General features: G+C 70.3%; 18 protein-coding genes, 1 rRNA gene, 3 pseudogenes and 1 riboswitch. Of the genes and pseudogenes, 8 read left to right on the forward strand and 14 right to left on the reverse strand.

What is annotated here, in order from left to right; genetic code table 11:
* Positions 1-684: 684 nt before the first annotated feature.
* The 5 genes from BM536_RS18890 (at position 685) to BM536_RS18910 (ending at position 6,421) form a co-directional block, all read left to right on the forward strand.
* Entirely contained in the window at positions 685-2,640 is a 1,956-nt protein-coding gene (locus BM536_RS18890) for an APC family permease (RefSeq protein ID WP_073494393.1), read from the forward strand.
* A gap of 457 nt (positions 2,641-3,097) precedes the next feature.
* Positions 3,098-3,493 carry a TOBE domain-containing protein gene (locus BM536_RS18895; RefSeq protein ID WP_073494411.1) on the forward strand — a complete coding sequence of 132 codons (396 nt, stop codon included), beginning with the start codon at positions 3,098-3,100 and terminating at the stop codon, positions 3,491-3,493.
* A gap of 212 nt (positions 3,494-3,705) precedes the next feature.
* Positions 3,706-4,521 carry a molybdate ABC transporter substrate-binding protein gene (gene modA, locus BM536_RS18900; protein WP_073494413.1) on the forward strand — a complete coding sequence of 272 codons (816 nt, stop codon included), beginning with the start codon at positions 3,706-3,708 and terminating at the stop codon, positions 4,519-4,521.
* Entirely contained in the window at positions 4,518-5,351 is an 834-nt protein-coding gene (locus tag BM536_RS18905; protein ID WP_094103246.1) for an ABC transporter permease, read from the forward strand. The genes modA and BM536_RS18905 overlap by 4 nt, the downstream gene beginning before the upstream one ends.
* A complete protein-coding gene (locus tag BM536_RS18910) occupies positions 5,348-6,421 on the forward strand; it encodes an ABC transporter ATP-binding protein (RefSeq protein WP_073494395.1) in 1,074 nt (357 codons plus the stop codon). Before BM536_RS18905 ends, BM536_RS18910 begins: the two co-directional genes overlap by 4 nt.
* A 73-nt stretch (positions 6,422-6,494) precedes the next feature.
* Here the strand turns inward: BM536_RS18910 and gcvP are convergent, their stop codons facing one another.
* Positions 6,495-9,380 carry an aminomethyl-transferring glycine dehydrogenase gene (gcvP, locus tag BM536_RS18915; RefSeq protein WP_073494397.1) on the reverse strand — a complete coding sequence of 962 codons (2,886 nt, stop codon included), beginning with the start codon at positions 9,378-9,380 and terminating at the stop codon, positions 6,495-6,497.
* Positions 9,381-9,563: 183 nt separating this feature from the next.
* Positions 9,564-9,659, reverse strand: a riboswitch (glycine riboswitch).
* A gap of 117 nt (positions 9,660-9,776) precedes the next feature.
* Between gcvP and BM536_RS18920 the strand changes: the two are divergent.
* Positions 9,777-10,147, forward strand: a pseudogene (locus tag BM536_RS18920) (PRC-barrel domain-containing protein).
* Here BM536_RS18920 and BM536_RS18925 read toward each other — a convergent pair.
* From BM536_RS18925 to rrf, 12 genes and pseudogenes are all read right to left on the reverse strand, one after another.
* On the reverse strand, positions 10,069-10,611 hold the full coding sequence (locus BM536_RS18925) for a nucleotidyltransferase domain-containing protein (protein ID WP_245873647.1): 543 nt from the start codon (positions 10,609-10,611) through the stop codon (positions 10,069-10,071). The pseudogene BM536_RS18920 and the gene BM536_RS18925 sit on opposite strands and share 79 nt — an antisense overlap.
* 144 nt (positions 10,612-10,755) lie before the next feature.
* Positions 10,756-12,158 (reverse strand): annotated as a pseudogene (locus tag BM536_RS18930) (DNA polymerase IV).
* Positions 12,159-12,226: 68 nt separating this feature from the next.
* A complete protein-coding gene (locus tag BM536_RS18935) occupies positions 12,227-12,910 on the reverse strand; it encodes a MerR family transcriptional regulator (protein WP_073494401.1) in 684 nt (227 codons plus the stop codon).
* Between the two features lie 238 nt (positions 12,911-13,148).
* Positions 13,149-13,622, reverse strand: a complete 474-nt coding sequence (locus BM536_RS18940) for a bifunctional nuclease family protein (RefSeq protein WP_073494403.1) — start codon at positions 13,620-13,622, stop codon at positions 13,149-13,151.
* A gap of 83 nt (positions 13,623-13,705) precedes the next feature.
* Entirely contained in the window at positions 13,706-14,443 is a 738-nt protein-coding gene (gene ftsR, locus BM536_RS18945; RefSeq protein ID WP_073494404.1) for a transcriptional regulator FtsR, read from the reverse strand.
* A gap of 43 nt (positions 14,444-14,486) precedes the next feature.
* The gene (locus tag BM536_RS18950; protein ID WP_073494406.1) at positions 14,487-15,374 is read right to left on the reverse strand and encodes a zinc-ribbon and FHA domain-containing protein; all 888 of its coding nucleotides are present in this window, start codon (positions 15,372-15,374) and stop codon (positions 14,487-14,489) included.
* 82 nt (positions 15,375-15,456) lie between these two features.
* Positions 15,457-16,320 (reverse strand): DUF881 domain-containing protein, encoded by an 864-nt coding sequence (locus BM536_RS18955; RefSeq protein WP_073494416.1) that lies wholly within the window; start codon positions 16,318-16,320, stop codon positions 15,457-15,459.
* Positions 16,321-16,325: 5 nt separating this feature from the next.
* Positions 16,326-16,658: a small basic family protein gene (locus BM536_RS18960; protein WP_003988855.1), complete on the reverse strand. Its 333-nt coding sequence runs from the start codon at positions 16,656-16,658 to the stop codon at positions 16,326-16,328.
* Positions 16,655-17,490, reverse strand: a pseudogene (locus BM536_RS18965) (DUF881 domain-containing protein). Before BM536_RS18965 ends, BM536_RS18960 begins: the two are co-directional and overlap by 4 nt.
* A 167-nt stretch (positions 17,491-17,657) precedes the next feature.
* Positions 17,658-20,153 carry a mannose-1-phosphate guanyltransferase gene (locus BM536_RS18970; protein WP_073494407.1) on the reverse strand — a complete coding sequence of 832 codons (2,496 nt, stop codon included), beginning with the start codon at positions 20,151-20,153 and terminating at the stop codon, positions 17,658-17,660.
* Between the two features lie 119 nt (positions 20,154-20,272).
* Entirely contained in the window at positions 20,273-20,881 is a 609-nt protein-coding gene (gene clsA, locus BM536_RS18975; RefSeq protein WP_073494409.1) for a cardiolipin synthase ClsA, read from the reverse strand.
* A gap of 109 nt (positions 20,882-20,990) precedes the next feature.
* A 5S ribosomal RNA gene (gene rrf, locus BM536_RS18980) occupies positions 20,991-21,096 on the reverse strand.
* A 366-nt stretch (positions 21,097-21,462) separates the two neighbouring features.
* Here rrf and BM536_RS18985 point away from each other — a divergent pair.
* On the forward strand, positions 21,463-21,912 hold the full coding sequence (locus tag BM536_RS18985) for a PTS sugar transporter subunit IIA (protein ID WP_073492926.1): 450 nt from the start codon (positions 21,463-21,465) through the stop codon (positions 21,910-21,912).
* Positions 21,913-21,998: 86 nt separating this feature from the next.
* Complete coding sequence (gene ptsP / locus BM536_RS18990; protein WP_073492925.1) at positions 21,999-23,669, forward strand: phosphoenolpyruvate--protein phosphotransferase; 1,671 nt, start codon at positions 21,999-22,001, stop codon at positions 23,667-23,669.
* A 71-nt stretch (positions 23,670-23,740) separates the two neighbouring features.
* On the opposite strand, the gene BM536_RS18995 is transcribed toward ptsP, so the two are convergent.
* Positions 23,741-24,619, reverse strand: a complete 879-nt coding sequence (locus tag BM536_RS18995; RefSeq protein WP_245873649.1) for a hypothetical protein — start codon at positions 24,617-24,619, stop codon at positions 23,741-23,743.
* Between the last annotated feature and the right edge of the window lie 34 nt (positions 24,620-24,653).

The following is a 24,653-nucleotide window of genomic DNA, read 5'->3' on the forward strand; positions in this document are numbered from 1 at the left end:
GCCCCCACGGCCGTCCCTGTTATCGAAAGTTTCGGTGGCAATCCAGAAAGCTTCGCTGCTGCCGCACCCTAGAGACAGCCCTGGAGGGGTGGCAACCCCTTGAACACAGAGAAATCTCCGCACTTCCGTCAGACAGGCGACAGATCGAACCGCCCGAAACATTCGGCCTACCTGACGAACATTACGGAGCGGACTGTAGAGGTCCGTCCGGGAGCGGACAAGACCGCGCGTCGGCTCCCCTGACAGAGCGGAAACGCCCACTCCGCCGGCGATCAGGCCCCGGGCGCCGCCGTCGGCGGACCATCCGTCTCGACACCGGGGCAGGCGCCGACTGAACCGTCCACACCGTCCACCACCGTCACGACACCGGGCGGGCGCCGACTGAACCGTCCACCATCCGTCTCGACATCACCGGGCAGGCGCCGAGGCAGCCCACCGATGACACCGCGTAGCCACTCCCGCCCGGCTCCACCGAACCCGACCGTCGCCGAAACCTCTCGAACCATCGCTTTCTCGCCCATCACCACTCACCACCTAGGTCTTAACGGAAGCTTGACGCCGTCAGGCCCGAGATTCGTGGGCCCAAGCGTCACTCTCCGCTTACGCTGATGCCGCCGTCCGCGTGATGGCCGGAAACCACGGGTCGATCGACCACACGCAGAGCGCACATCAGGAGCCCGCACGATGGCCACCACCGAGCACCCGTCACCCGGTCGTCTGCGCGCGTGGATGCTGGAGGGCCTGTCCGACATGGGCAAGGGCGGCGGCCACCAGGGTCCGCACGCCGTACCGGAACCCGCCCACAAGGGCCGGCCCTGGTACCGGGTGATGTGCCTGACCGGCGTCGACTACTTCTCGACCCTCGGCTATCAGCCGGGCATCGCCGCCCTCGCGGCCGGCCTGCTCTCACCGGTCGCCACGATCGTGCTGGTGGTCGTCACCCTGGCCGGCGCCCTGCCGGTCTACCGCCGGGTCGCCGAGGAGAGCCCGCACGGCGAGGGCTCGATCTCCATGCTGGAGCGGCTGCTGTCCTTCTGGAAGGGCAAGCTGTTCGTCCTGACGCTGCTCGGCTTCGCCGCCACCGACTTCCTGATCACCATCACGCTGTCCGCGGCGGACGCCTCGACCCACCTCGTCGAGAACCCGCACCTGACGGACGCGCTGCACGACAAGCAGGTGCTGATCACCCTCATCCTGGTGGCGCTGCTCGGCGCGGTCTTCCTCAAGGGCTTCCTGGAGGCGATCGGCGTCGCCGTCGCCCTGGTCGGCGTCTACCTCGCGCTGAACGCGGTCGTCGTGGCGGTCGGCCTGTGGCACGTGGCCACCGAGGCCCATGTCGTCACCGACTGGTCGAACGCCCTGACCGCCGAGCACGGGAACGTCTTCGTGATGGTCGGCGTCGCCCTGATCGTCTTCCCGAAGCTCGCCCTCGGCCTCTCCGGCTTCGAGACCGGCGTCGCCGTCATGCCGCACGTCAAGGGCGACCCCGGAGACACCGAGGAGCGGCCGACCGGCCGTATCCGCGACACCAAGAAGCTGCTCACCGTCGCCGCCCTCATCATGAGCTGCTTCCTGATCGCCACCAGCTTCATCACCACCCTGCTCATCCCGGAGAAGGAGTTCGAGCCCGGCGGCGCCGCCAACGGCCGCGCGCTCGCCTTCCTCGCGCACGACTATCTGGGCAACATATTCGGCACCGTCTACGACGTCTCCACGATCGCCATCCTGTGGTTCGCCGGCGCCTCCGCGATGGCCGGCCTGCTCAACCTGATGCCCCGCTATCTGCCGCGGTACGGCATGGCCCCGCACTGGGCCCGCGCCGTGCGGCCCATGGTCATCGTCTTCACCCTGATCGCCTTCCTGGTCACCTGGATCTTCGACGCCGACGTCGACGCCCAGGGCGGCGCCTACGCGACCGGTGTGCTGGTGCTGATCAGTTCCGCCGCGATCGCCGTGACCATCGCCGCCCACAAGGCCGGACAGCGCAAGGCGACGATCGGCTTCGCCGTCATCTCGGCGGTGTTCCTCTACACGACGGTCGTCAACGTCATCGAACGCCCCGACGGCGTCAAGATCGGCGCCTGCTTCATCGCCGGCATCATCCTCGTCTCCCTCCTGTCCCGACTGGCCCGCGCCTTCGAGCTGCGCGTGACGAGCGTGACCCTCGACCCCCTGGCGGAACGCTTCGTCCGGGACATGGCCAGCCGGAAGATCCGGTTCATCGCCAACGAGCCCGACCAGCGCGACAGGGCCGAATACCGCGACAAGATCGAGCAGATCCGGCAGGACAACGACGTCCCCGAGCAGGAGGACTTCGTCTTCGTCGAGGTGACGGTCCTGGACCCCTCCGAGTTCGAGGCCGGTCTGACCGTACGCGGTGAAGTCCTGCACAGCCGCTACCGCGTCCTGACGCTGGAGTCCTCCTCCATCCCCAACGCCCTGGCCGCGCTGCTGCTGCACGTCCGTGACACCACCGGCCGCACCCCGCACATCTACTTCGAGTGGACCGAGGGCAACCCCTTCGCCAACTTCCTGCGCTTCTTCCTCTTCGGCCAGGGCGAGGTCGCTCCGGTCACCCGTGAGGTCCTGCGCGAAGCGGAACGGGACCGCACCCGCCGCCCCCGCGTCCACGCGGGCTGACACCCCGGCCGACGACCTCGGCAGAACGACGGGGCCCGTGCACGGGCCCGCTGCGGGAAGTCGCCGAGAAACCCGAGTCGCCATCGCCGTCGCCGACCCCGCCCGGACAGCTCCTGTCGCGGCGCCGCGCTGTCGCTCCGCCGGGCAGCCCCAGCCGGGCCCCGGGCTCTCCTGTGCGGCGCAGACCGGTCGGCGACCATGCCCGTGGAGTCGCCGCGGGTACCGCGGTGCGCCGGTCCACCGCGGGTACCGCGGTGCGCCGGTCCAGCCGGTCCGCCGGCCAGTGCCGCCGGTCCTGGCCCCCGCGCCCACCCGTCACCGCCCCGGACCTGGGGCTGGCGACAGCGGCCGTGGAGCCGCCACCGGAGCCACCGTGGGCCGGTTCACCCCGGCCGACCGGGTCCCACCTGACACCCGGACCCGGACCCTCCACCCGCCTGCCCCTATCGTGACCGGCATGCAGTCCTACACCATCGGCCAGGCCGCGCGCCTGCTCGGCGTGAGCCCCGACACCGCACGCCGCTGGGCGGACGCGGGCCGGGTGCCGACGCACCGCGACGACACCGGACGCCGCCTCATCGACGGCAAGGACCTCGCCGCGTTCTCCGTCGAACTCGCCGGGTCGGGCGGCGAGGAGGGGGGCGCCTCCTACACCTCGGCCCGCAACGCGTTCCCCGGCATCGTCACCGCGATCAAGCTGGGCGACGTCGCAGCCCAGGTCGACATCCAGGCGGGCCCGCACCGCCTCGTCTCCCTCCTGACCCGCGAGGCGGTCGAGGAACTCGGCCTGGAGGTCGGCATGGAGGCCACGGCCCGGGTGAAGTCGACCAACGTCCACATCGACCGCTCCTGAGAGGCACCTCGGCCAAGAGCGCTTCGGCCAAGACCACCTCGGCCAGGAGCGGCGCGGTCACCGGCACCACAGCCGACAGTGCCGCACATGCATACCTCCAGCCGCCATCCCAGCCGCTCATGCGAAGCCACAGGGGGACTATGCCTCGCAGATGCGGCAGTATCATCGCGGCAGGGTCCGTTCGAGGGACCGTGACGACCGAGGAGTGCACCGTGACGACCCGAACCGCCCGCCCGGCCCGCCTTCAGGTGACGGGCGCGGGAGTCGCCGCGCTGCTGGTGCTGAGCGCCTGCAACTCCTCCGACGGCACCTCCTCCGGGGCCGGCTCCTCCGCGTCGGGTCCGGCGAAGGTGTCCGGCACGGTGACCGTCTTCGCGGCGGCCTCCCTCCAGGAGAGCTTCACGGCCCTGGGGAAGAAGTTCGAGAAGGCGTACCCCGGCACGGAGGTCGAGTTCAGCTTCGGCGGCAGCGACACCCTCGCCGCGAGCATCGTCAGCGGCGCCCCTGCCGACGTGTTCGCCGCCGCCAGCACCAAGACCATGACGATCGTGACGGACGCGAAGGACAACGCCTCCCCTCCCCTCACCTTCGCCCGCAACCAGCTGGAGATCGCCACCCTGCCGGGCAACCCCGACAAGGTCACCTCTCTCAAGGACCTCACGCGGTCCGGCCTCAAGGTCGTCCTGTGCGACAGGACCGTCCCGTGCGGCGCCGCCGCCCAGAAGGCCCTCGACGCGAGCGGCCTGCGGCTCACCCCGGTCTCCTACGAGCAGGACGTCAAGAGCGCCCTGACCAAGGTGGAGCTGAAGGAGGCCGACGCCGCGGTGGTGTACAGGACCGATGTGCGCGCGGCGGGTGACAAGGTGGACGGCGTGGACTTCCCCGAGTCGGCCGACGCCGTCAACGACTACCCCATCGCCCCCCTCGAGAACGCCCGGAACGCCGAGGCGGCGAAGGCCTTCGTCGCCCTCGTGCGCTCCGCCGAGGGGCAGAGGGCCCTGACCGAGGCCGGGTTCCTGAAGCCGTGACGCCCCCCGCCCCCGACACCCGCAAGGGCGGCCGGCGGCCGGGCCCGATCCGCACCGGCGTCCCCTTCGCCCTCCTGTTGCCCGCCCTGCTGGGCCTGGCCTTTCTGCTGCTGCCCCTGGTCGCCCTGCTCGTCCGGGCGCCGTGGCACAGCCTGCCCGAGCAGCTGACCAGCCCCGAGGTCTGGCAGGCCCTGCGGCTGTCCCTGGTCTGCGCCACGTCGGCGACCGCGTTGAGCCTGGTGATCGGCGTGCCGCTGGCATGGCTGCTGGCCCGCACCGACTTCCCCGGCCGCGGTCTCGTCCGCGCCCTGGTGACGCTCCCGCTGGTCCTGCCCCCGGTCGTGGGCGGTGTGGCCCTTCTGCTCGCCCTCGGCCGCAACGGCGTGGTCGGGCAGTGGCTGGACGCCTGGTTCGGCATCACCCTCCCGTTCACCACGACCGGCGTCGTGCTCGCGGAGACGTTCGTGGCCATGCCGTTCCTCGTCATCAGCGTCGAGGGCACGCTGCGCGCCGCCGACCCGCGCTACGAGGAGGCCGCCACCACCCTGGGCGCCTCCCGCTTCACCGCGTTCCGCCGGGTCACGCTGCCCCTGATCGCGCCGGGCATCGCGGCGGGCGCCGTACTGGCCTGGGCACGCGCCCTGGGCGAGTTCGGGGCGACGATCACCTTCGCGGGCAACTTCCCGGGCCGCACGCAGACGATGCCGCTCGCCGTCTACCTCGCCCTCCAGAGCGACCCGGAGGCCGCCATCGCCCTCAGCCTGGTGCTGCTGGCCGTCTCCATCGCCGTGCTGGCGGGCCTGCGCGACCGCTGGATGACCGCGTCATGAGCACCCCCGACGGCATCCCGCCGGACAGCGCCGAGGGCCTCGACTCCCACGTCGTGGTCGACCGGGACGCCTTCCGCCTCGACATCACGCTGAGCGCCGCCCCCGGCGAGGTCGTGGCCCTGCTCGGCCCGAACGGCGCCGGCAAGACGACGGCCCTGCGCGCCCTCGCCGGCCTCGTCCCGCTCACCGGCGGCCACCTCCGTCTGGACGGCGACGCGTTGGAGCGTACGCCGCCGGAGTCCCGCCCGGTCGGCGTGGTCTTCCAGGACTACCTGCTGTTCCCGCACCTGAGCGCCCTCGACAATGTGGCGTTCGGTCCGCGCTGCCACGGCGCGAGCAAGGCCGAGGCACGTTCCCAGGCGGCCGGGTGGCTGGAGCGGATGGGCCTCGCCGAGCACGCGGGCGCCAGGCCCCGCAGTCTGTCCGGCGGCCAGGCCCAGCGGGTCGCCCTGGCCCGCGCCCTCGCCACACATCCCCGGCTGCTCCTGCTCGACGAACCCCTCGCCGCCCTGGACGCCCGCACCCGCCTGGAGGTACGCGCCCAACTCCGCCGCCACCTGGCCGAGTTCGAGGCGGTCGCCGTCCTCGTCACGCACGACCCGCTGGACGCCATGGTCCTCGCGGACCGCCTGGTCGTCGTCGAGCACGGCACGGTCGTACAGCAGGGCGCCCCCTCCGACATCGCCCGGCACCCGCGCACGGACTACATCGCCCAACTCGTCGGCCTGAACCTCTACCGCGGCCGGGCCGACGGCCACACCGTCCACCTCGACACGGGCCCCTCGCTCACCACCACGGAGATCCTCTCCGGGCCGGCCTTCGTCGCCTTCCCGCCCAGCGCGGTCACCCTCCACCGCGACCGCCCCACCGGCTCCAGCGCCCGCAACCTCTGGCGCTGCGAGGTCGCGGGCCTGGAGACCCACGGCGACCAGATCCGCGCCGACCTCACCGGCGAACTCCCCCTGGCCGCCGACCTCACCACGGTCGCCGCCGCCGAACTCGACCTGCATCCGGGCGCCCCGGTGTGGGCGACGGTCAAGGCGGCCCAGACACACGCCTACCCCGCCTGAACCACCCCCCGGCGCGCCGGAGGGTCCCCCGCCCTGACCGGACGGGGACCCTCGATGACGTACGGCTGCCGGATCAGTCCTCGTACGCGTCCAGCGGCGGGCAGGAGCAGACCAGGTTGCGGTCGCCGTAGGCCTGGTCGATCCGGCGCACCGGCGGCCAGTACTTGTCGGCGGCGGACACCCCGGCCGGGAAGACGGCCTCCTCGCGCGAGTACGCGTGCTCCCACTCCCCGCCCAGCGCGGCGGCGGTGTGCGGAGCGTTCCGCAGGGGGTTGTCCTCGGCGGGCCACTCGCCGGCCCCGACCTTCTCGATCTCCCCGCGGATCGCGATCATCGCCTCGCAGAACCGGTCCAGCTCGGCCAGGTCCTCGGACTCGGTCGGCTCGATCATGAGCGTCCCGGCCACCGGGAACGACATCGTCGGCGCGTGGAAGCCGTAGTCGATGAGCCGCTTGGCCACGTCGTCCACGCTGACACCGGTGGCCTTCGTCAGCGGACGCAGGTCGATGATGCACTCGTGCGCGACCAGCCCGCCGGGGCCGGTGTAGAGCACCGGGTAGTGCGGTTCGAGCCGCTTGGCGACATAGTTGGCGGACAGCACGGCCACCTGCGTGGCCCGCTTCAGCCCTTCACCGCCCATGAGCCGCACATAGGCCCACGAGATCGGCAGGATCCCCGCGGAGCCCCACGGCGCGGCCGAGATCGGTCCCACGCCCGTCGCGGGCCCGGCCTCCGGCTGGAGCGGGTGGTTCGGCAGATACGGCGCCAGGTGCGACCGTACGGCCACCGGGCCGACGCCCGGACCGCCGCCGCCGTGCGGGATGCAGAACGTCTTGTGCAGGTTCAGGTGCGAGACGTCGCCACCGAAGTGCCCGGGCTTGGCGAGCCCGACGAGCGCGTTGAGGTTGGCGCCGTCGACGTACACCTGACCGCCGGCCTCGTGCACCTGCGCGCAGATGTCGGCGACATGCTCCTCGAACACCCCGTGCGTCGACGGGTAGGTGATCATCAGCACCGCCAGCTCGTCCCGGTGCTTCTCGATCTTCGCCCGCAGGTCCTCGACGTCGATCTCGCCGTCGTCGGCGGTCTTCACGACGACGACCTTCATCCCGGCCATCACGGCGCTCGCGGCGTTGGTGCCGTGCGCGGACGACGGAATCAGACACACGGTCCGCTGCTCGTCCCCGTTGGCCCGGTGGTATCCGCGTACGGCGAGCAGTCCGGCGAACTCGCCCTGCGACCCGGCGTTGGGCTGGAGGGACACCTTGTCGTACCCGGTGACCTCGGCGAGCCGCTCCTCCAGCTCATGGATGAGCGTCAGGTAGCCCCGCGCCTGCTCGGCGGGCGAGAAGGGGTGCAGCTGCCCGAACTCGGGCCAGGTGACCGGCTCCATCTCGGTGGTCGCGTTGAGTTTCATCGTGCAGGAGCCCAGCGGGATCATGCCCCGGTCGAGCGCGTAGTCACGGTCGGCCAGCCTGCGCAGGTAGCGGAGCATGGCGGTCTCGGAGCGGTGCTGGTGGAAGACGGGGTGGGTGAGGATCTCGTCGCCGCGCAGCAGCCCGGCGGGCAGGGTGTCCTCCGTGACCGCGTCGAGGGCCTCGATCTCACCCTCGACCCCGAAGGCCCGCCAGACAGCGGTGACCTGGGCCCGCCCGGTGGTCTCGTCGCAGGCGATCGACACGTGGTCGGCATCGACGAGGCGCAGGTTGACGCCGTTTCCCCGAGCTGCGGCGACGGCCTCGGCGGCCTTCGCGGGCACCCGCACGGTCAGCGTGTCGAAGTAGGAGCCGTGCACGACCTCGACGCCACCGGCGGTGAGCCCGGCGGCCAGGGTGGAGGCGTAGCGGTGGGTGCGCCGCGCGATCGCCCGAAGCCCGTCGGGCCCGTGGTACACGGCGTACATGCCGGCCATGACGGCGAGCAGCACCTGCGCCGTACAGATGTTGCTGGTCGCCTTCTCCCGGCGGATGTGCTGCTCACGCGTCTGCAACGCCAGCCGGTACGCCCTGTTGCCGTCCACGTCGACGGACACGCCCACGAGCCGTCCGGGCAGGCTGCGCGCGAACTTCTCGTGGACCGCCATGTATCCGGCGTGCGGTCCGCCGAAGCCCATCGGCACCCCGAACCGCTGCGTTGTCCCGACGGCTATGTCCGCGCCCAGCTCACCGGGCGAGGTCAGCAGCGTCAGCGCCAGCAGATCGGCGGCGACGGTGACGAGCGCCCCCAGTTCGTGCGCCTGCTCGATGACCGGCTTGAGGTCGCGTACGGCTCCGGAGGCGCCCGGGTACTGGATCAGCACGCCGTTGATCTCCCGCGCGGCGATGTCGGCCGGGATTCCGTCGCTGAGGTCGGCGACGACGACCTCGACGCCGGTCGGCTCGGCGCGGGTCTCGATGACGGCGATGGTCTGCGGCAGCGCGTCCGCGTCGATCAGGAAGAGGCCCTTCTTGTTCTTCCCCATGCGTCGTGACAGGGCCATCGCCTCGGCCGCCGCCGTGCCCTCGTCGAGCAGCGAGGCACCGGAGGTCGGCAGCCCGGTCAGGTCGGCGACCATGGTCTGGAAGTTCAGCAGCGCCTCGAGCCGGCCCTGCGAGATCTCCGGCTGGTACGGCGTGTAGGCCGTGTACCAGGCCGGGTTCTCCATGACGTTGCGCAGGATGACCGGCGGGGTGAAGGTGCCGTAGTAGCCGAGCCCGATCATCGGGTCCAGGACCTGGTTGCGGTCGGCCAGCGACCGCAGTTCGGCCAGCACCTCGGCCTCGGTCCGCGCGCCGGGCAGGTCCAGCGTGTCGGCGTTCTTGATCACATCGGGGACGGCGGCGGCGGTGAGCTCGTCCAGGGAGCCGTAGCCGACCTGCGCGAGCATCTTGGCCCGCGCCTCCTGGTCGGGCCCGATGTGGCGCTGCTCGAAAGGAATTCCCTGTTCGAGGTCGGAGAGCGGAATGCGATGGGCGGTCATTGCGGAGGCCTCCTGGTCAGACACGACCTTCGAGGGGCACCACTGGCGGGTACCCGGACGGCCTCCCCCTCTGTCATCTCAACCTGAGAGCTTCACCGGCCGCCCGAGAGCGACCGGCTTTCCCCGTCGGTGAGAGCGGAGGCCGTCGACGCCGTCGACACCCGCCCTGCTTTCCAGAGTGACCTCGTCCGTGCGGTACGTGAGCCTGAGAGATTCCGGGGAGGAGTTGCTCCTTCGGCGCCTCCGAAGATCTCCGGAGGACTCTCCCGCGCGGGGTCAGCAGCCGCTGCCAGACTACCAGCGAGGTCAACGATGCCTCCTGTCGAGTGGCCGCCGCCCCCGTTGTGCTCTTTCGTAGTGCTTACGGATGAGTTTGCGACCAAGTGGAGGGGTCCCGTGCAGACCGACATCGATCCGCGCAACCTGATCGGCCGCAAGGCGTGCGACCGCAACGGCACCAAGATCGGCACCATCGACGAGGTCTACCTCGACGACGCGACCGGCGTGCCGGAGTGGGCTGCCATACGCACCGGCTGTTCAGCAGGGACGCCTTCGTCCCCCTGGAGCCCAGCGAACTGATCGAGGGCACCCTCCATGTCCCCTTCGACCGCGCCCTGATCAGGGACGCCCCGGACTTCGGCGTGGGCCGCCACCTCTCCCCCGATCAGGAACTCCAGCTCTACCACCACTACGGTCTCGATGTGGCCGAGCCTCCCCCGCTCCCGGACCGGGACTTCGGCAGGCTGGCGGGCACCGAGGAGACCTGAGCGGACCGGCCGCATGCCTCGATCAACGCCCCGAGGAGTCCCCGTGGGTCGTGGAGGGGCCGGGCCCCGCCGGTGACGACGCGGCGTGTGCCGCCGTCGACGGGATCGGTGCGCGCCCAGTCGACCGGGCCGATGCCTACCTCGATCTCCAGACCGGAGGCGGTGATGTGCCGCCATTCGATGACGGGCCCCCAGGCCCGGTTCCGGATCACCTCACCCAGGGCGAGTTCGCGCGCCAGGACCCCGTCATGGGCGTACCGGCCCGGCTCGGTCGTCAGCACGACGAGATCGACATCCGAGTCCGCTCGCGCGGCACCCCGCGCCCAGGAGCCGACGAGCAGCACCCCGCCGACGTCCTCGCGCCCGGCGGCCCATCCGGTGACCCGCTCGATCACCGCCCGCACCTCGTCACACCGCTCCGCCGAGACCTCTGCCGGCTCCGCCCGCACCTCCTCGTCCGCCACCCGGTCCCCCGCTTCTCCTCGTCCGCCACCGCCCGCACCAGCTCGCCCCCACCCGTCCCCCGCACCCCCCCGCACCTCCTCATCCGCCACCGGCTCCGCCCGCACCTCCTCGTCCCCCACCGCACACCAGCTCGCTCGCTCCCGTCACCGGCTGTTTCCCGGCCGCGCCACGGGCACGTCGCCGGTCTTGTCCACGGCCGACGGCTCGTCCGGTCTTCGCCGCACCAGCGGCAGCGGATCCGCCGGCTCCAGAGCGGGGTCGTCGATCCGGAACGTCCGCACCCGGCCCACCTCCGACTCGGGTGTCTCGAACCGCACGGTGACCCGTCCCAGCCCGCTGCCCTGCACCCACCCGTGGCCCAGCTCGGCGTGCCGCACGTCGAGCCCCGGCCGCCACCGGTGCTCCACGGGCGGCACCTCCGCCGTGACGGGCTCCTCCGCCACCTCGTCCTCGGGCCCTTCCGCCCGCACCTCCTCCGCCGCCTGCGCGAACAGGTCCTCCTGCGTGAAATCGGCGAGCCCGCTCACCCCGACCCCGAGCAGCCGCACCCCGCCCGTCGTGTCCACGGAGTCCAGCAGCCTTGCCGCAGCCTCCCGCACCACCACCGGATCGTCCGTGGGCCCCCGCAGAGTCTCGGACCGGGTGAGCGTGGAGAAGTCGTACCGCCTCACCTTCAGCACGATGGTCCGCCCCGACAGACCCGCCCCGCGCAGCCGCCGCACGCACCGGTCGGCCAGCCGCCGCACCTCCAGCTCCACCCGGAGGCGGTCGTGGATGTCCACGTCATAGGTGTCCTCCACCGACACCGACTTCGTCTCCCGCTCGGCCACCACGGGCCGGTCGTCACGGGCCAGCGCCATGGCGTGCAGCGCGTGCCCGTGCGCCTTGCCCAGCAGCCGGACCAGCTCGTCCTCCCCGGCCTCGGCCATCTCCTCCACCGTGCTGATCCCGGCCCGCCGCAGGTGGTCGCCGGTCGCCGGTCCGACCCCCGGCAGCGTCCGTACGGACATCGGCGCGAGCAGGGCCCGCTCGGTTCCCGGCTCGATCAGCACCAGGCCGTCAGGCTTGGCCTGCTCGGAGGCGATCTTGGCGAGCATCTTCGAGGCGGCCAGCCCCACCGACCCGGTGAGCCCCGTGGCCGCCCGTATGTCCGCGCGCAGCCGCGCCCCGGCCAGCCGCGCCGACTCGCTGTCCCAGGCCGCCTCCCCGGCCTCCAGGTCCACGAACGCCTCGTCCAGGCTGAGCGGCTCCACCAGCGGCGACAGGGCCCGCAGGAGCGACATGACCTGGTCGCTGATCTGGCGGTAGAACGCGCCCCGCGGATACAGGTAGGCGGCGTTCGGGGCGAGCCGGCGTGCCTGGGCCATGGGCATCGCCGAATGCACCCCGAAGATCCGTGCCTCGTACGAGGCGGTCGCCACCACCCCGCGCGCCCGAGGCCGCCCACCACCACCGCCTTCCCACGCAGACTCGGCTTGGACGCCTGCTCCGCCTGAGCGAAGAAGGCATCCATGTCGAGATGCAGGATGGTGGGCGCGTTTCTCACATTTCCGATGCTGCACCACGCCACTGACAATGACGTCGGGCGGCCGCCGCGAGGCGCCGGTGAGGGCGTCAGACCGCCCTGTTGCGCCGACGCGCCAGCTCATCGGCCGGATTGGGCCCGACGAGCGTCTCCCCGGTGTCGACGCGCTCCCCGTGCAACTGCGACAGCGCGCTCTCGACATCGCGCCACACCACGCCGACAGCGATCCCGAAAATGCCCTGCCCGCCCTGGAGCAGCGCGTGCACCTCGTCCGGCGAGCCGCACTCGTAGACCGTGGCGCCGTCGCTCATCAGCGTCATCCGCTCCAGGTCGCTGAAGCCCCGCTCACGCAGGTGCTGGACGGCCGTGCGGATGTTCTGGAGCGAGACCCCGGTGTCCAGGAACCGCTTGACGATCTTGAGGACCACCACGTCCCGGAAGCTGTACAGGCGCTGCGTCCCGGAACCGTGGGCCGGCCGCACGCTCGGCTCGACCAGCCCCGTGCGCGCCCAGTAGTCCAGTTGCCGATAGGTGATGCCGGCGGCCGCACAGGCCGTCGGCCCCCGGTAGCCGATCTCCTCGGACGCCATGGACGTCGCCCCTCCGCTGCTCGGCACGGCCGCCGGTCGCTGCGGAGCGTGATCGGCCGCGCCTCCGTGATGGGGGTACCCCCCGCTCGAGCGGAGTCGAGAGCTTGGGGGAGGGTACGGACCGCTCCCCCCGACACCGAGTCCGGGGGCACCCCCAACCGTACCGTCGCCGCTGCTTCTCACGCCGACCTCCGTCCTTGACCTGCCTTCTCGACGGTAGGCAGTCACCAGGGGTGCGTCAACGATCGCCACACTCGGCACGCCGAGTGATAATCACCCTAGGAGTGGTTTCCCGCGCTCCACCGCGGGGAAAGGCTAGCCGAATGCGCTCAGCGGAAGCCGCAGGACGCTCTCACGCGCCGCTGGCAATTGCCGGAAACGGAGCCGGCGGGCCCGTCTGACCAAACCCGCCTCCCGACGGCTACTGGTTGCTGCTGCCGAAGTCCTCGGGCGAGATCTGGTCGAGGAACTCGCGGAACTTCTCCACCTCGTCCTCCTGCTCGTCCGGGATCGCGATCCCCGCGTCGTCGAGCACCGTGTCGCTGCCGTAGATCGGCGTCCCCGTACGCAGGGCCAGCGCTATGGCGTCGGACGGCCGCGCGCTCACCTCGACCCCGCTGGCGAAGACCAACTCGGCGTAGAAGACGCCCTCCCGCAGGTCGGTGATGCGCACTTCGCTGAGCTCCTGGCCGACGGCCTCCAGCACGTCCTTGAACAGGTCGTGGGTCAGCGGCCGCGCCGGAGCCATGCCCTGCTGGGCGAAGGCGATCGCCGTCGCCTCCCCCGGCCCGATCCAGATGGGGAGGTAACGGTCGCCTCCCACCTCACGCAGCAGCACGATCGGTTGGTTGGAGGGCATCTCGACCCGGACACCTACGACATCGAGCTCGTTCACACAGCAACCCTAGGCCGTGCTCGGGACGTTTGGGTAGTCGGGCCGGGAACGGGTGAGCGATCCGGGCGACCGGAACCGTCCCCTCAGGGCAGGCGCACTCCCAGCGCGGTCCCCACCAGCGCCGCGTGCAACCTGGCCGTGAGCCCCGCCAGCTCCTTCGTGCGGGCCTCCGCATGCGCCCGCGTCTGCGGGTTGCGGTGCCGCCGGAGCGGCGCGACCACCTGGTCCACGAGCCCCGCCTCACGGTCGGCCGCGGCCTTCATCAGCCGCAGATGCCGGGGTTCGATCCCGAACCGCCCCAGCTCGGAGACGAGCGCGGCCACGGTGACCGCCTCGGCGTCGTAGACACCGTCCTCCAGTGGAACGACGAGCCCGTACGACTCCCACTCCTGGAGTTCCCGCTCGTCGATCCCGGCGGCCGCCAGCAGCTCGGACCGCCCGATCCGGGCGGCCGTGGGCGCGTCGGACGGCTCCGGTGCCGCCTGCCCGTCCCGCTGCCGGCCCACCGTCGGCAGCACCGCCGCCTCACCGCGCTCCATGGCGTCCAGATGCTCCCGGATCACCTTGAGCGGCAGATAGTGGTCCCGCTGCATCCTCAGCACATGGCCGAGGCGCTCGACATCCTCCGAGCTGAACTTGCGATACCCCGACGGGGTCCGGCGCGGCTCGACGAGCCCCTCCGACTCCAGGAAGCGGATCTTGGAGATGGTGACTTCGGGGAACTCGTCGCGCAGCACGTTCAGCACTGTGCCGATGCTCATCGCACCACCGTCGACTGCGGCGGCGCCGGGTCCGGCACCGCCCCTCGGTGTTCGCAGCATGGGCCTTCCCTGGGGGTTCCCCCGGACCGGGTCCGGGGGCGGGTCAGTAGCCTCGCTGGCTCGCGTAGAAGACCAGCCGGTACTTGCCGATCTGCACCTCGTCACCGTTCGACAGAGGGACCTCGTCGATCCGCTCACGGTTGACGTACGTGCCGTTCAGGCTGCCGACGTCGGCCACCGTGAACGAACCGTCCTGGCGACGCCGGAACTCCACATGGCGACGCGAGACCGTCACGTCGTCCAGGAAGATGTCGCTCTGCGGGTGCCGCCCGGCCGTCGTCAGGTCGCCGTCCAGCAGGAAGCGGCTGCCCGAGTTGGGGCCGCGCCGCACGACCAGCAGGGCCGACCCCAGCGGCAGCGCGTCGACCGCGGCCTGGGCCTCGGGTGAGAGCGCCGGCAACTGGGTCTGTCCGGTGGTCTCGGAGTCGTAGGCCTCGAGACCGGAGATGGAGATGGTGGAGGTCGTCTCGGACGGCCGCTCGGGCGTCAGGCCCGGCCTCAGCGGCGCGCCGCAGTTGGAACAGAAACGGCTGTTCTCCGCGTTGCGGTTACCGCACCTCGTACACACCAGGGCCGACATAGGGGAAAACCCTCCACCCGTACTTGAGGTTGACGGTTGTCCGAAACCTATGCCGCCGGACTGTGCAGGGTCAACCGACGCCCCGCCCTGGCCTCCGGAAATGTCACCGCCCGGACCAGCCACCTGGTCCCGGAACAGCGGCCGCTGGCCCTCCGCGTCGGGCTGTGCGCGGTGACGGGCGGTCGCGTTGTCACCGCTGCCCTCTCGCGCGCTCTTGCCGAACAACTTCGCAAACAACTTCACGGGCGATTCCCCTTGACCGAAACAGACCCGCCCGTGGGGCAGGACGAACCCTGACTGATTAGACCGGCCGACCCGGACATCTTCACAACGTCCGTAGCCACCAGACAGTTTCCACCACGCACCACCCGATCGGTGCGCCGACCCCCCGCAACCTCATGCCCCTGCCGGACAACCCCCATGCACCGCCGGTTCACTGCGAGGACGACCGAGCGTAGTCAGGCTGCTCCGCTGCTCGCAAGGCGTCCACGACGATCTTGGTCGATCGCTCCACGGACACGGTGGCCTGCTCCTTCTCAAGAGTCTGCACCACGCCTCCAGGGATGTTGAGAGCCGGTTCGAGGTCCTGCGGCTTGCCGATGACCTTGAAACGATAGGGCGCGTTGATCTTGTTCCCGTCGACCCGCACGCTCGTGCCTGATTCCGTCAGATAGGTGCCGGCGACGACCCGGACGCCGTTCACCTGGATCGCCTCCGCACCCGCCGCGCGCAGCTCCTGGATCGCGTCGAGCAGCATGTTCGCCTCGACCGTCCCCTTCGTGTCCTCGATCGTCATGGTGATGCCGGGCCCCTGAGCGGCGACCGTGCCCGCCAGGATGCCGAGTTGCTTCTCCTTCTCGACCGTCTGCTTTCGGGCCTCCTCGGCCTGGTCGGAGCTGTTCTCCAGCTCCTGCCGCTGCTGCTCGAGACCCTGCTTCTCGTCCTCAAGACGCTGACTGCGGTCATCCAGTTCATCGAGGATGCGCACAAGATCCTCCTGGCGCGCACCACGCAGGGCGTTGCCGCTGTCGCTGTTGGACGCGACCTGCACCGCCAGACCGAAACCGAGGCCGAACAGCAACAGCGCGACGATGAGTTGGGCCCGGCTCACCCGGAGCGGCCACAGGCCCTGCACCAGCCGCTGTCGGCCGGTCAGCGCGGGCTCACCGCTCTCCTCGCCCCGCTGCGCGCGCGAGGCGGCCGCGGGAACCTCCTGGGGCAGTTCTCTGCGCAGCCTGGTCGTGGGCGTCTCGTCCCGCGGAGTCCCGTCCGGCTGGTTCGCGTCCTGGTCGCTCATCGCCGTCACGCCCGGAAGACGTGCCGGCGAATCGCCGCGGCGTTGGAGAAGATCCGGATGCCGAGCACGACCACCACACCCGTGGACAGCTGGGCACCGACGCCCAACTTGTCGCCCAGGAACACGATCAGCGCGGCCACGACCACGTTGGACAGGAACGACACGACGAACACCTTGTCGTCGAAGATGCCGTCGAGCATGGCCCGCAGACCCCCGAACACGGCGTCCAGCGCCGCCACGACGGCGATCGGCAGATACGGCTCGACGACGGCCGGAACCTCGGGCCGGACCAAGAGGCCGGCCACGACTCCCACGACGAGGCCCAGTACGGCGATCACGATGTGCCCTTCTCAGTTCTCGGCTGTGCTGTACGTACGATCACACTCGGTGCCGCGGGCAACCGGAGGTCCTCCTCCACCGAGATGGCGGTCCGGATCCCGAAGTTCTCCTGGAGAGCGTTGAGGTACAACCCGTCGGAGCTGTCCTGGAACCGGGTGCTCAGCTTCTTCCCGTCCCCCACCGCGAGCACCGTGTACGGCGGTACCAGAGGCTTGTTGTCGACCAGTATCGCGTCGCCCGCGGCCCTGATCGCCGACAGCGCCGTCAGCCGCTGCCCGTTGACGGAGACGGCCTCGGCACCTGACGCCCACAGTCCGTTGACCACGCGCTGCATGTCCCGGTCGCGGACCCGCCCGGTGTCGGAGAAGCCGGAAGTCTCGCGCGGATCGCCGTCGCCGCCCGTGGAGGCCTCCTCGGCGTCGTCCACGACCAGCTTCACCCCGGGCCCGTGCACCTCGACGGCGCCCGCGAGCATCCCCACCAGCTCCGCCTTGTCACCCCCGCCGCTCTCGCGGAGCGCCTCCCGCTGCCGCGCGCTCACGTCCTCGCGCAGTTCGTCGACGGTGTCCTCGAGCTTGTCCGCCGCTTCGGTCTCGCCGTCGATCCGGTCGATCAGCTCCTCGCGCTCCTTGGCCACCACCGGGGCGGCGATCCGCGCTCGGCCGCCCCCACGGTGACCAGGAGCGCCGCGAGCAGCAGGCCGGCGGCCAGCCCCAGCTTGGACCGGAGTGTCCTGGGCAGTCCGCCGACGCCCTCGGCCTGCTTCCGGGCGGCGGCCTCGGCATAGCCGTCGTCGAGGCTGTGGTCCATGACGTTGGTGAGCAGCGACATGGACGCGTCCGGGCGCGACGCGCGCGCGGGTGTGCTCCGAACGGGGGGCTGCTGCGGCATGCCGCACATCGTCGCACGTCGCGCCCGCTACCTCCGAATGGCCCCACAGGCGTGCCGGACAGGCCTCCTTGAGGACACCTGTCCGGCACGCGCGCGTGGTAGGCGCTTCAGCGCCCCGCGCTGTCCACGACCGCCGCCCACTCGTCCAGCAGTGCCTGCGCGGAGGCGTCGTCGGGGCCCTCCGCCCACAGGTGCGTGACCGCCTCGGACGGGTCCGGCAGCACCATGACCCAGCGTCCGTCCTTCTCCACCACCCGGACGCCGTCCGTGGTGTCCACGAAACGGTCGCCGGCCGCCTCGACGACCCGCCGCATCACCAGACCCTTGACGGCCCACGGCGTGGCCAGATCCCGCTTCAGGACATGCGCCCGAGGAATCCGCGCGTCGATCTGGCTCAGCGTGAGCTGCGTCCGGGCCACGAGCCCGATCAACCGCACGAAGGCCGCCGTACCGTCGAAGACGCTGCTGAACTCGGGGACGATGAAGCCGCCCTTGCCGTCCCCGCCGAAGATGGTCGACTCGTCCCGGCCGACCCGGGTCAGGTCGTCGGGCGAGGTCGTCGTCCACTCCACCTGCGTGCCGTGATAGGCCGCCACCTGCTCGGCGATCCGTGTCGTGGTCACCGGCAGGGCCACCCGCCCGCTGCGCCGCTCGGCGGCCACCAGGTCGAGCAGGACCAGCAGCGCCCGGTCGTCCTCGATGATCCTGCCCTTCTCGTCGACGAGAGAGAGCCGTTCGCCCACCGGGTCGAACCGCACACCGAACGCGGCCCGCGACGAGGCCACGATCTCCCCGAGCCGCACGAGCCCGGAACGCCTCTGGTCACCGGTCTCGGTCGGCCGTGCCTCGTTCAGGCCGGGATTGACGGTCAGTGAGTCGACCCCGAGCTTTCCGAGCAGGCTGGGCAGGACGAGACCGGCACTGCCGTTCGAGGCGTCAACGACGACCTTCAGTCCGGACTCGGCGATCCCCGTCGTGTCCACGTTCCGCAGCAGCGACCCGGTGTACGAGTCGAAGACGCTGGCAGGGAAATGCAGGTCCCCGATCTCTCCCGGGAACGCCCGCCGGTACTCCTGCCGCGCGAACACTCGGTCCAGCTTCCGCTGACTGCCCTGCGACAGATCGGCACCCTGCCCGTCGAAGAACATGATGTCCACGGAATCCGGCACCCCTGGCGAAGTCCGGATCATGATCCCGCCGGCACTTCCCCGCGCGGTCTGCTGCCGCGCCACGGGCAACGGCACATTCTCCAGATCGCGTACGTCGATGGCGCTGGCCTGCAACGCGGAGATCACCGCCCGCTTCAGCGCCCGCGCACCACGTGAGTGGTCACGGGCCGTGGTGACGGTGGACCCCTTCTTGAGCGTGGTGGCGTAGGCCCCGGCGAGGCGCACGGCAAGCTCCGGGGTGATCTCGACGTTCAGGATGCCCGAGACGCCCCGCGCACCGAAGAGGTGCGCCTGGCCCCGCGACTCCCAGATCACCGAGGTGTTGACGAACGCGCCGGCCTCGATGGTCTTGAACGGGTAGACCCGCACATTGCCCTGAACGATCGATTCTTCACCGATCAGGCATTCGTCACCGATGACGGCGCCGTCCTCGATCCGGGCGGCTCTCATGATGTCGGTGTTCTTCCCGACGACACAGCCGCGCAGATTGCTGTGCTGTCCCACGTACACGTTGTCGTGCACGACGGCCTTGTGCAGAAAGGCCCCGCTCTTGACGACGACGTTAGACCCGATGACGCTGTGTTCGCGGATTTCCGCGCCGGCCTCCACCTTGGCGTAGTCCCCGATGTAGAGGGGTCCACGGAGAACGGCGTCCGGGTGCACCTCGGCGCCCTCGGCCACCCACACACCCGGCGAGATCTCGAAGCCGTCGAGTTCGACGTCGACCTTGCCTTCCAGCACGTCGGCCTGGGCCTTCACATAGCTCTCGTGGGTGCCGACGTCCTCCCAGTAGCCCTCGGCGATGTAGCCGAAGATCGGCTTGCCTTCCTTCATCAGCTGCGGGAAGACGTCGCCCGACCAGTCCACGGGGACATCGGCCTCGACGTAGTCGAAGACCTCGGGCTCCATGACGTAGATACCGGTGTTCACGGTGTCCGAGAAGACCTGGCCCCAGGTCGGCTTCTCCAGGAAGCGCTCGACCTTGCCCTCCTCGTCGACGATCGTGATGCCGAATTCCAGAGGATTGGGCACCCGCGTCAGACAGACGGTGACCAGTGCTCCCTTTTCCTTGTGGAAGCGGATCAGGTCGGTGAGGTCGAAGTCGGTGAGTGCGTCGCCGGAAATGACGAGGAAGGCGTCGTCCTTCAGCGCTTCCTCTGCGTTCTTGACGCTTCCCGCGGTACCGAGTGGCTTCTCCTCGTTGGCATAGCTGAGCTCCATGCCGAGCTCCTCGCCGTCACCGAAGTAGTTCTTGACCAGTGAGGCCAGGAACTGGACGGTGACGACGGTCTCATTGAGCCCATGCCTTTTGAGCAGCCTCAGAACGTGCTCCATGATCGGCCGGTTGGCGACCGGCAGGAGCGGCTTGGGCATGCTTGAGGTCATGGGACGAAGGCGTGTGCCTTCGCCTCCGGCCATCACGACGGCCTTCATGTCGGAAGCGTCCTCCTTGAAGAGACGACGGTCTAGCCGACTTCACCCGTCAAGATTGTCCCGCACTTCTCTGTAACGGGCCATCGAGCCACGGTTGACCGCCAATAGGCTCGGCGAGATCAGTCGGCCATGGCGTCCGCACGGACAAGGCGGCGGACCTGTACCACGTAGAGGACTCCTGCCCACCAATAGAGCGTTGTACCCCATCCCGCGAACGCCCATCCGAAAATCGCAGCGAGTGACGCGAGCCATCCACTTCCGTCACTGAGCAGCAGGAGCGGGAACGCGCACATCAGGTTGAAGGTGGCCGCCTTCCCGAGGAAGTTCACCTGGGGCGGCGGATAGCCGTGCCGCCTGAGGATGCCCACCATCACCAGCAGCAGCAGTTCTCGTGCAAGCAGTAGACCGGTCAGCCAGAGCGGGAGAATCTCCCGCCAGGTGAGGCCGAGCAGAGTCGAGAGAATGTAGAGCCGGTCCGCGGCCGGGTCGAGGAGCCGGCCCAGGCTGCTGATCTGGTTCCAGCGCCGGGCGAGCTTGCCGTCCAGGTAGTCGGTGATCCCGCTCAGGGCCAGCACGAGCAGAGCCCAGCCGTCGCTCTGCGGGCCGCCGAACTCAGGCCTGAGAATCAGCCACAGGAACAGGGGTACGCCGAGGAGACGCGCCATGCTGAGGATGTTGGGGATGGTGAGGACCCGGTCGGTCTGCACACGGGTCTCTTGGACCTCCACCCGGGGGCCTCCAGTAGAAAACGAGCCAACGATGCCCCCTGACCTTACCTCAACGCAAAAAAGCTCCGGCTCTCGGGCTGTGTGCCCAAGAGCCGGAGCTCAAAAAGGAGTTCGGCGGCGTCCTACTCTCCCACAGGGTCCCCCCTGCAGTACCATCGGCGCTGTAAGGCTTAGCTTCCGGGTTCGGAACGGACGCTTCCTTTGTACTCACCCGAGAGACTCTCTCAGGCTTTCCTCCGGGCGCTTCCCTTCGGTCTTGCGTTCCCAACTCTACCAGCGATTTTCCGTCTCCCTGACCACCGTCCCGCAGGCATGCGGAATGATGATCCAGAGTTAGGATCTGATCAGTTGGGTGCTGCTCGGTTAGGCACGCTTACTTGCGTCGCTCACCCTTAAGCAGGAGTACGACTGTACACGGGGCCGCAGAGCGCTTGCAAATCGATTAGGGTAGTGGTCTAGACCACGGATCGTGATCACTCGTGCGGAACCGGTACTTCATCTGACATACCCTGCCTGCACAGTGCGCCGTCCGGGACTGGTAGCGACGGCCCATCTACATCTCCACCCCTGGGAGGCTTCCCATGACCACCGTGACGTCCCCGTTGGCAGGACGCACCATCGGACTGGCAGCAGTGCCCGATCCGGTCTTCTCCGGCGCCATGGTCGGCCCCGGCACGGCCATCGACCCGGTCCGCGAGCCGTCCGAGGCCGTGGCACCCGTGGACGGAGTCATCGTCTCCCTGCATCCGCATGCCTTCGTCGTCGTCGACGCGGAGGGGCACGGCGTGCTCACTCACCTCGGCATCGACACCGTCCAGCTGAACGGCGAGGGCTTCGAGCTCCTCGTGAACAAGGGTGACACCGTGACGCGCGGACAGGGCATCGTCCGGTGGAACCCGGTCGCGGTCGAGGAGGCCGGCAAGTCCCCGGTGTGCCCCGTCGTGGCCCTGGAGGCCACGGCCGACGCCCTCGGCGAACTCCGTGAAGACGGCGACGTGAAGACGGGCGACGTCCTCTTCTCCTGGCGTTGAGCCGACGCCGTCACCTGGACGACGGCATGCAGGGACAACCACCATCGCGGCGGCGGGACCCCGCCGCACTATCGGAGACGGGTGAGATGGAGACAACGCTGCGAGGCGTCGGTGTGAGCCACGGTGTGGCGATCGGCGAGGTTCGGCACATGGGAACGGCGGTCCTCGAACCGCCCGCCAAGCAGATCGCGCCTGAGGAGGCGGAGCGGGAACAGGGGCGCGCCCGTCAGGCCGTGGATGCTGTGGCAGCCGATCTGATGGCGCGCGGCAACCTGGCCGGGGGCGAGGCCCAGGCGGTGCTCGAGGCCCAGGCCATGATGGCCCAGGACCCGGAACTGATGGCGGACGTGGACAGGCGTATCGCCGTCGGCAGTACGGCCGAGCGTGCTGTGTACGACGCGTTCGCCGCATACCGCGAGCTTCTGGCGAATGCCGGGGAGTACCTCGCCGGTCGCGTGGCCGACCTCGACGACGTGCGGAATCGTATCGTCGCCCGTCTGCTGGGCGTTCCGATGCCGGGTGTCCCGGACAGCGACGAGCCGTATGTGCTGGTCGCGCGGGATCTCGCGCCGGCCGACACCGCGCTGCTGGACCCGACGCTGGTGCTCGGTTTCGTGACCGAGGAAGGCGGGCCGACCAGCCACAGCGCGATTCTGGCGCGTGCGCTGGGCGTGCCGGCGGTCGTGGCGCTGCCGGGTGCCGGTGAGCTTGCCGAGGGGACGGTCATCGCCGTCGACGGAAGCACGGGCGAGGTCTTCGTGGACCCGACCGAGGACAAGAAGGCGCAGCTGGAGGCGTCGGCCGCGGAGCGGAAGGCGGCGCTGTCCGCCTCCACCGGGCCGGGTGCCACCGCCGACGGTCACAAGGTGCCGCTGCTGGCGAACGTCGGCGGGCCGGCCGATGTGCCGGCCGCTGTCGAAGCCGGCGCGGAGGGGGTCGGCCTCTTCCGTACCGAGTTCCTCTTCCTCGACGACAGCACGAAGGCTCCGTCGGAGGAGAAGCAGGTCACGGCGTACCGGCAGGTGCTGGAGGCATTCCCCGAGGGGCGTGTCGTGGTGCGGGTGCTGGATGCCGGTGCGGACAAGCCGCTGGACTTCCTGACCCCGTCGGACGAGCCGAATCCGGCGCTGGGCGTGCGCGGTCTGCGGACCCTTCTCGACCACCCCGACGTGCTGAGCACCCAGCTGTCCGCACTGGCCAAGGCTGCCGAAGGCCTCCCGGTGCACCTCGAGGTGATGGCCCCGATGGTCGCCGACCGTGCCGACGCGAAGGCGTTCGCGGACGCGTGCCGTGCGGCCGGACTGCGGGCGAAGTTCGGCGCGATGGTGGAGATCCCGTCGGCCGCTCTGCGGGCGCGCTCGATTCTGCAGGAGGTGGAGTTCCTGTCCCTGGGGACGAACGACCTCGCGCAGTACACCTTTGCCGCGGACCGTCAGGTGGGCGCGGTGTCACGGCTCCAGGATCCGTGGCAGCCCGCGCTGCTCGACCTGGTCGCGCTGTCCGCCGAAGCGGCGAAGGCCGAGGGCAAGAGCTGTGGTGTCTGCGGTGAGGCCGCGGCCGACCCGCTGCTCGCGTGTGTGCTGACGGGCCTGGGTGTCACCTCCCTGTCGATGGGGTCGGCGTCGATTCCGTATGTGCGGGCGACGCTGGCGAAGTACACGCTCGCGCAGTGCGAGCGGGCCGCGGCGGCCGCTCGTGCGACCGACAGCGCCGAGGACGCGCGCGCGGCGGCGCAGGCGGTGTTCTCCGGCGAGTAGTCGGGCCGTGCCGGTGTTCGGCCGGTCAGGAGGGGCGCTCCGCCTTCGCGGTGGAGCGCCCCTCCGGCGTGTCAGTGGTGGTGGCCCGGGGCCGGCCCCTGCTGTCCGTCCTGGGTGAGGTCGGGCGGTACGCCGTAGTCGACGCCGGACTCGGGTGCGATGAGGTCGCCCGATTCGACGTCGGTGCAGTAGGCGTCGAAGACCTCGCCGGCGGTCAGCGGTTCCAGTCCTCCGCGGCGCAGCCGCCAACCGTAGATCCGGTCGGGGGCGTCGGCGGAGCTGGTGCGCATGACCAGGCCGCCGGGGCCCCGGGTGGCGACGCCGAGCGCGAGGACGGTCGTGAACTCGAGGGCCTCGGCCTCGTCGAGCGGGGTGGTGCCGTCCGCTGCCTCGTCCGCGTGGAGAACGGCGACCAGGGTCTCGGGTGTGCCGGTGACGCTGCAGACGAGGTGGCGGTTGCCTGGCGGTGCGGTGTCGAGGATGCGGGCGACGAGGTCGGAGGCCTGAGCGAAGGCCGCCCGGCCGATGTCCTCGCCACAGGTCGCGCAGGCGCCGAGGCGGGCGAGGAGGGTGGCCGCGTACTCCCAGGTCGCTTGCCGGACGGCTTCGTCGACCAGGGCGGGCACCAGGTCGGCCAGTGGCTGGCCCTCGTACGGGAGGGTGGGGCCGGTGGTGGCGAGTTCGGCCGTGAAGCGGGTGCGGTGGGCGGGGTTGTCGGGGTCGAGGCCCTTGGCCGCGCAGAAGTCGGCGTACTCCTGCGGGTCGAAGAGGGCGACGGTGGTGTGCGTGCCCTGGAGCGCGCGCGTTTTGAGGAGGTCTTCCACCTGTCGGAGGTAGGTGGTGTGGTCGTCGAAGGTGAAGGTGCGGTAGCGGCGCATGGCGCGGAAGTCGTGTTCGTCGGTGAGCAGGCCGATGGTGCCGGCGATCTCACGGCGCAGGACGCGTCGCATGCTCCGATGGTCGGTGCGTGCCGCCATGGTTCCC

The sequence above is a fragment of the Streptomyces phaeoluteigriseus genome (assembly GCF_001896135.2).
GTDB classification, from domain to species: domain Bacteria; phylum Actinomycetota; class Actinomycetes; order Streptomycetales; family Streptomycetaceae; genus Streptomyces; species Streptomyces phaeoluteigriseus.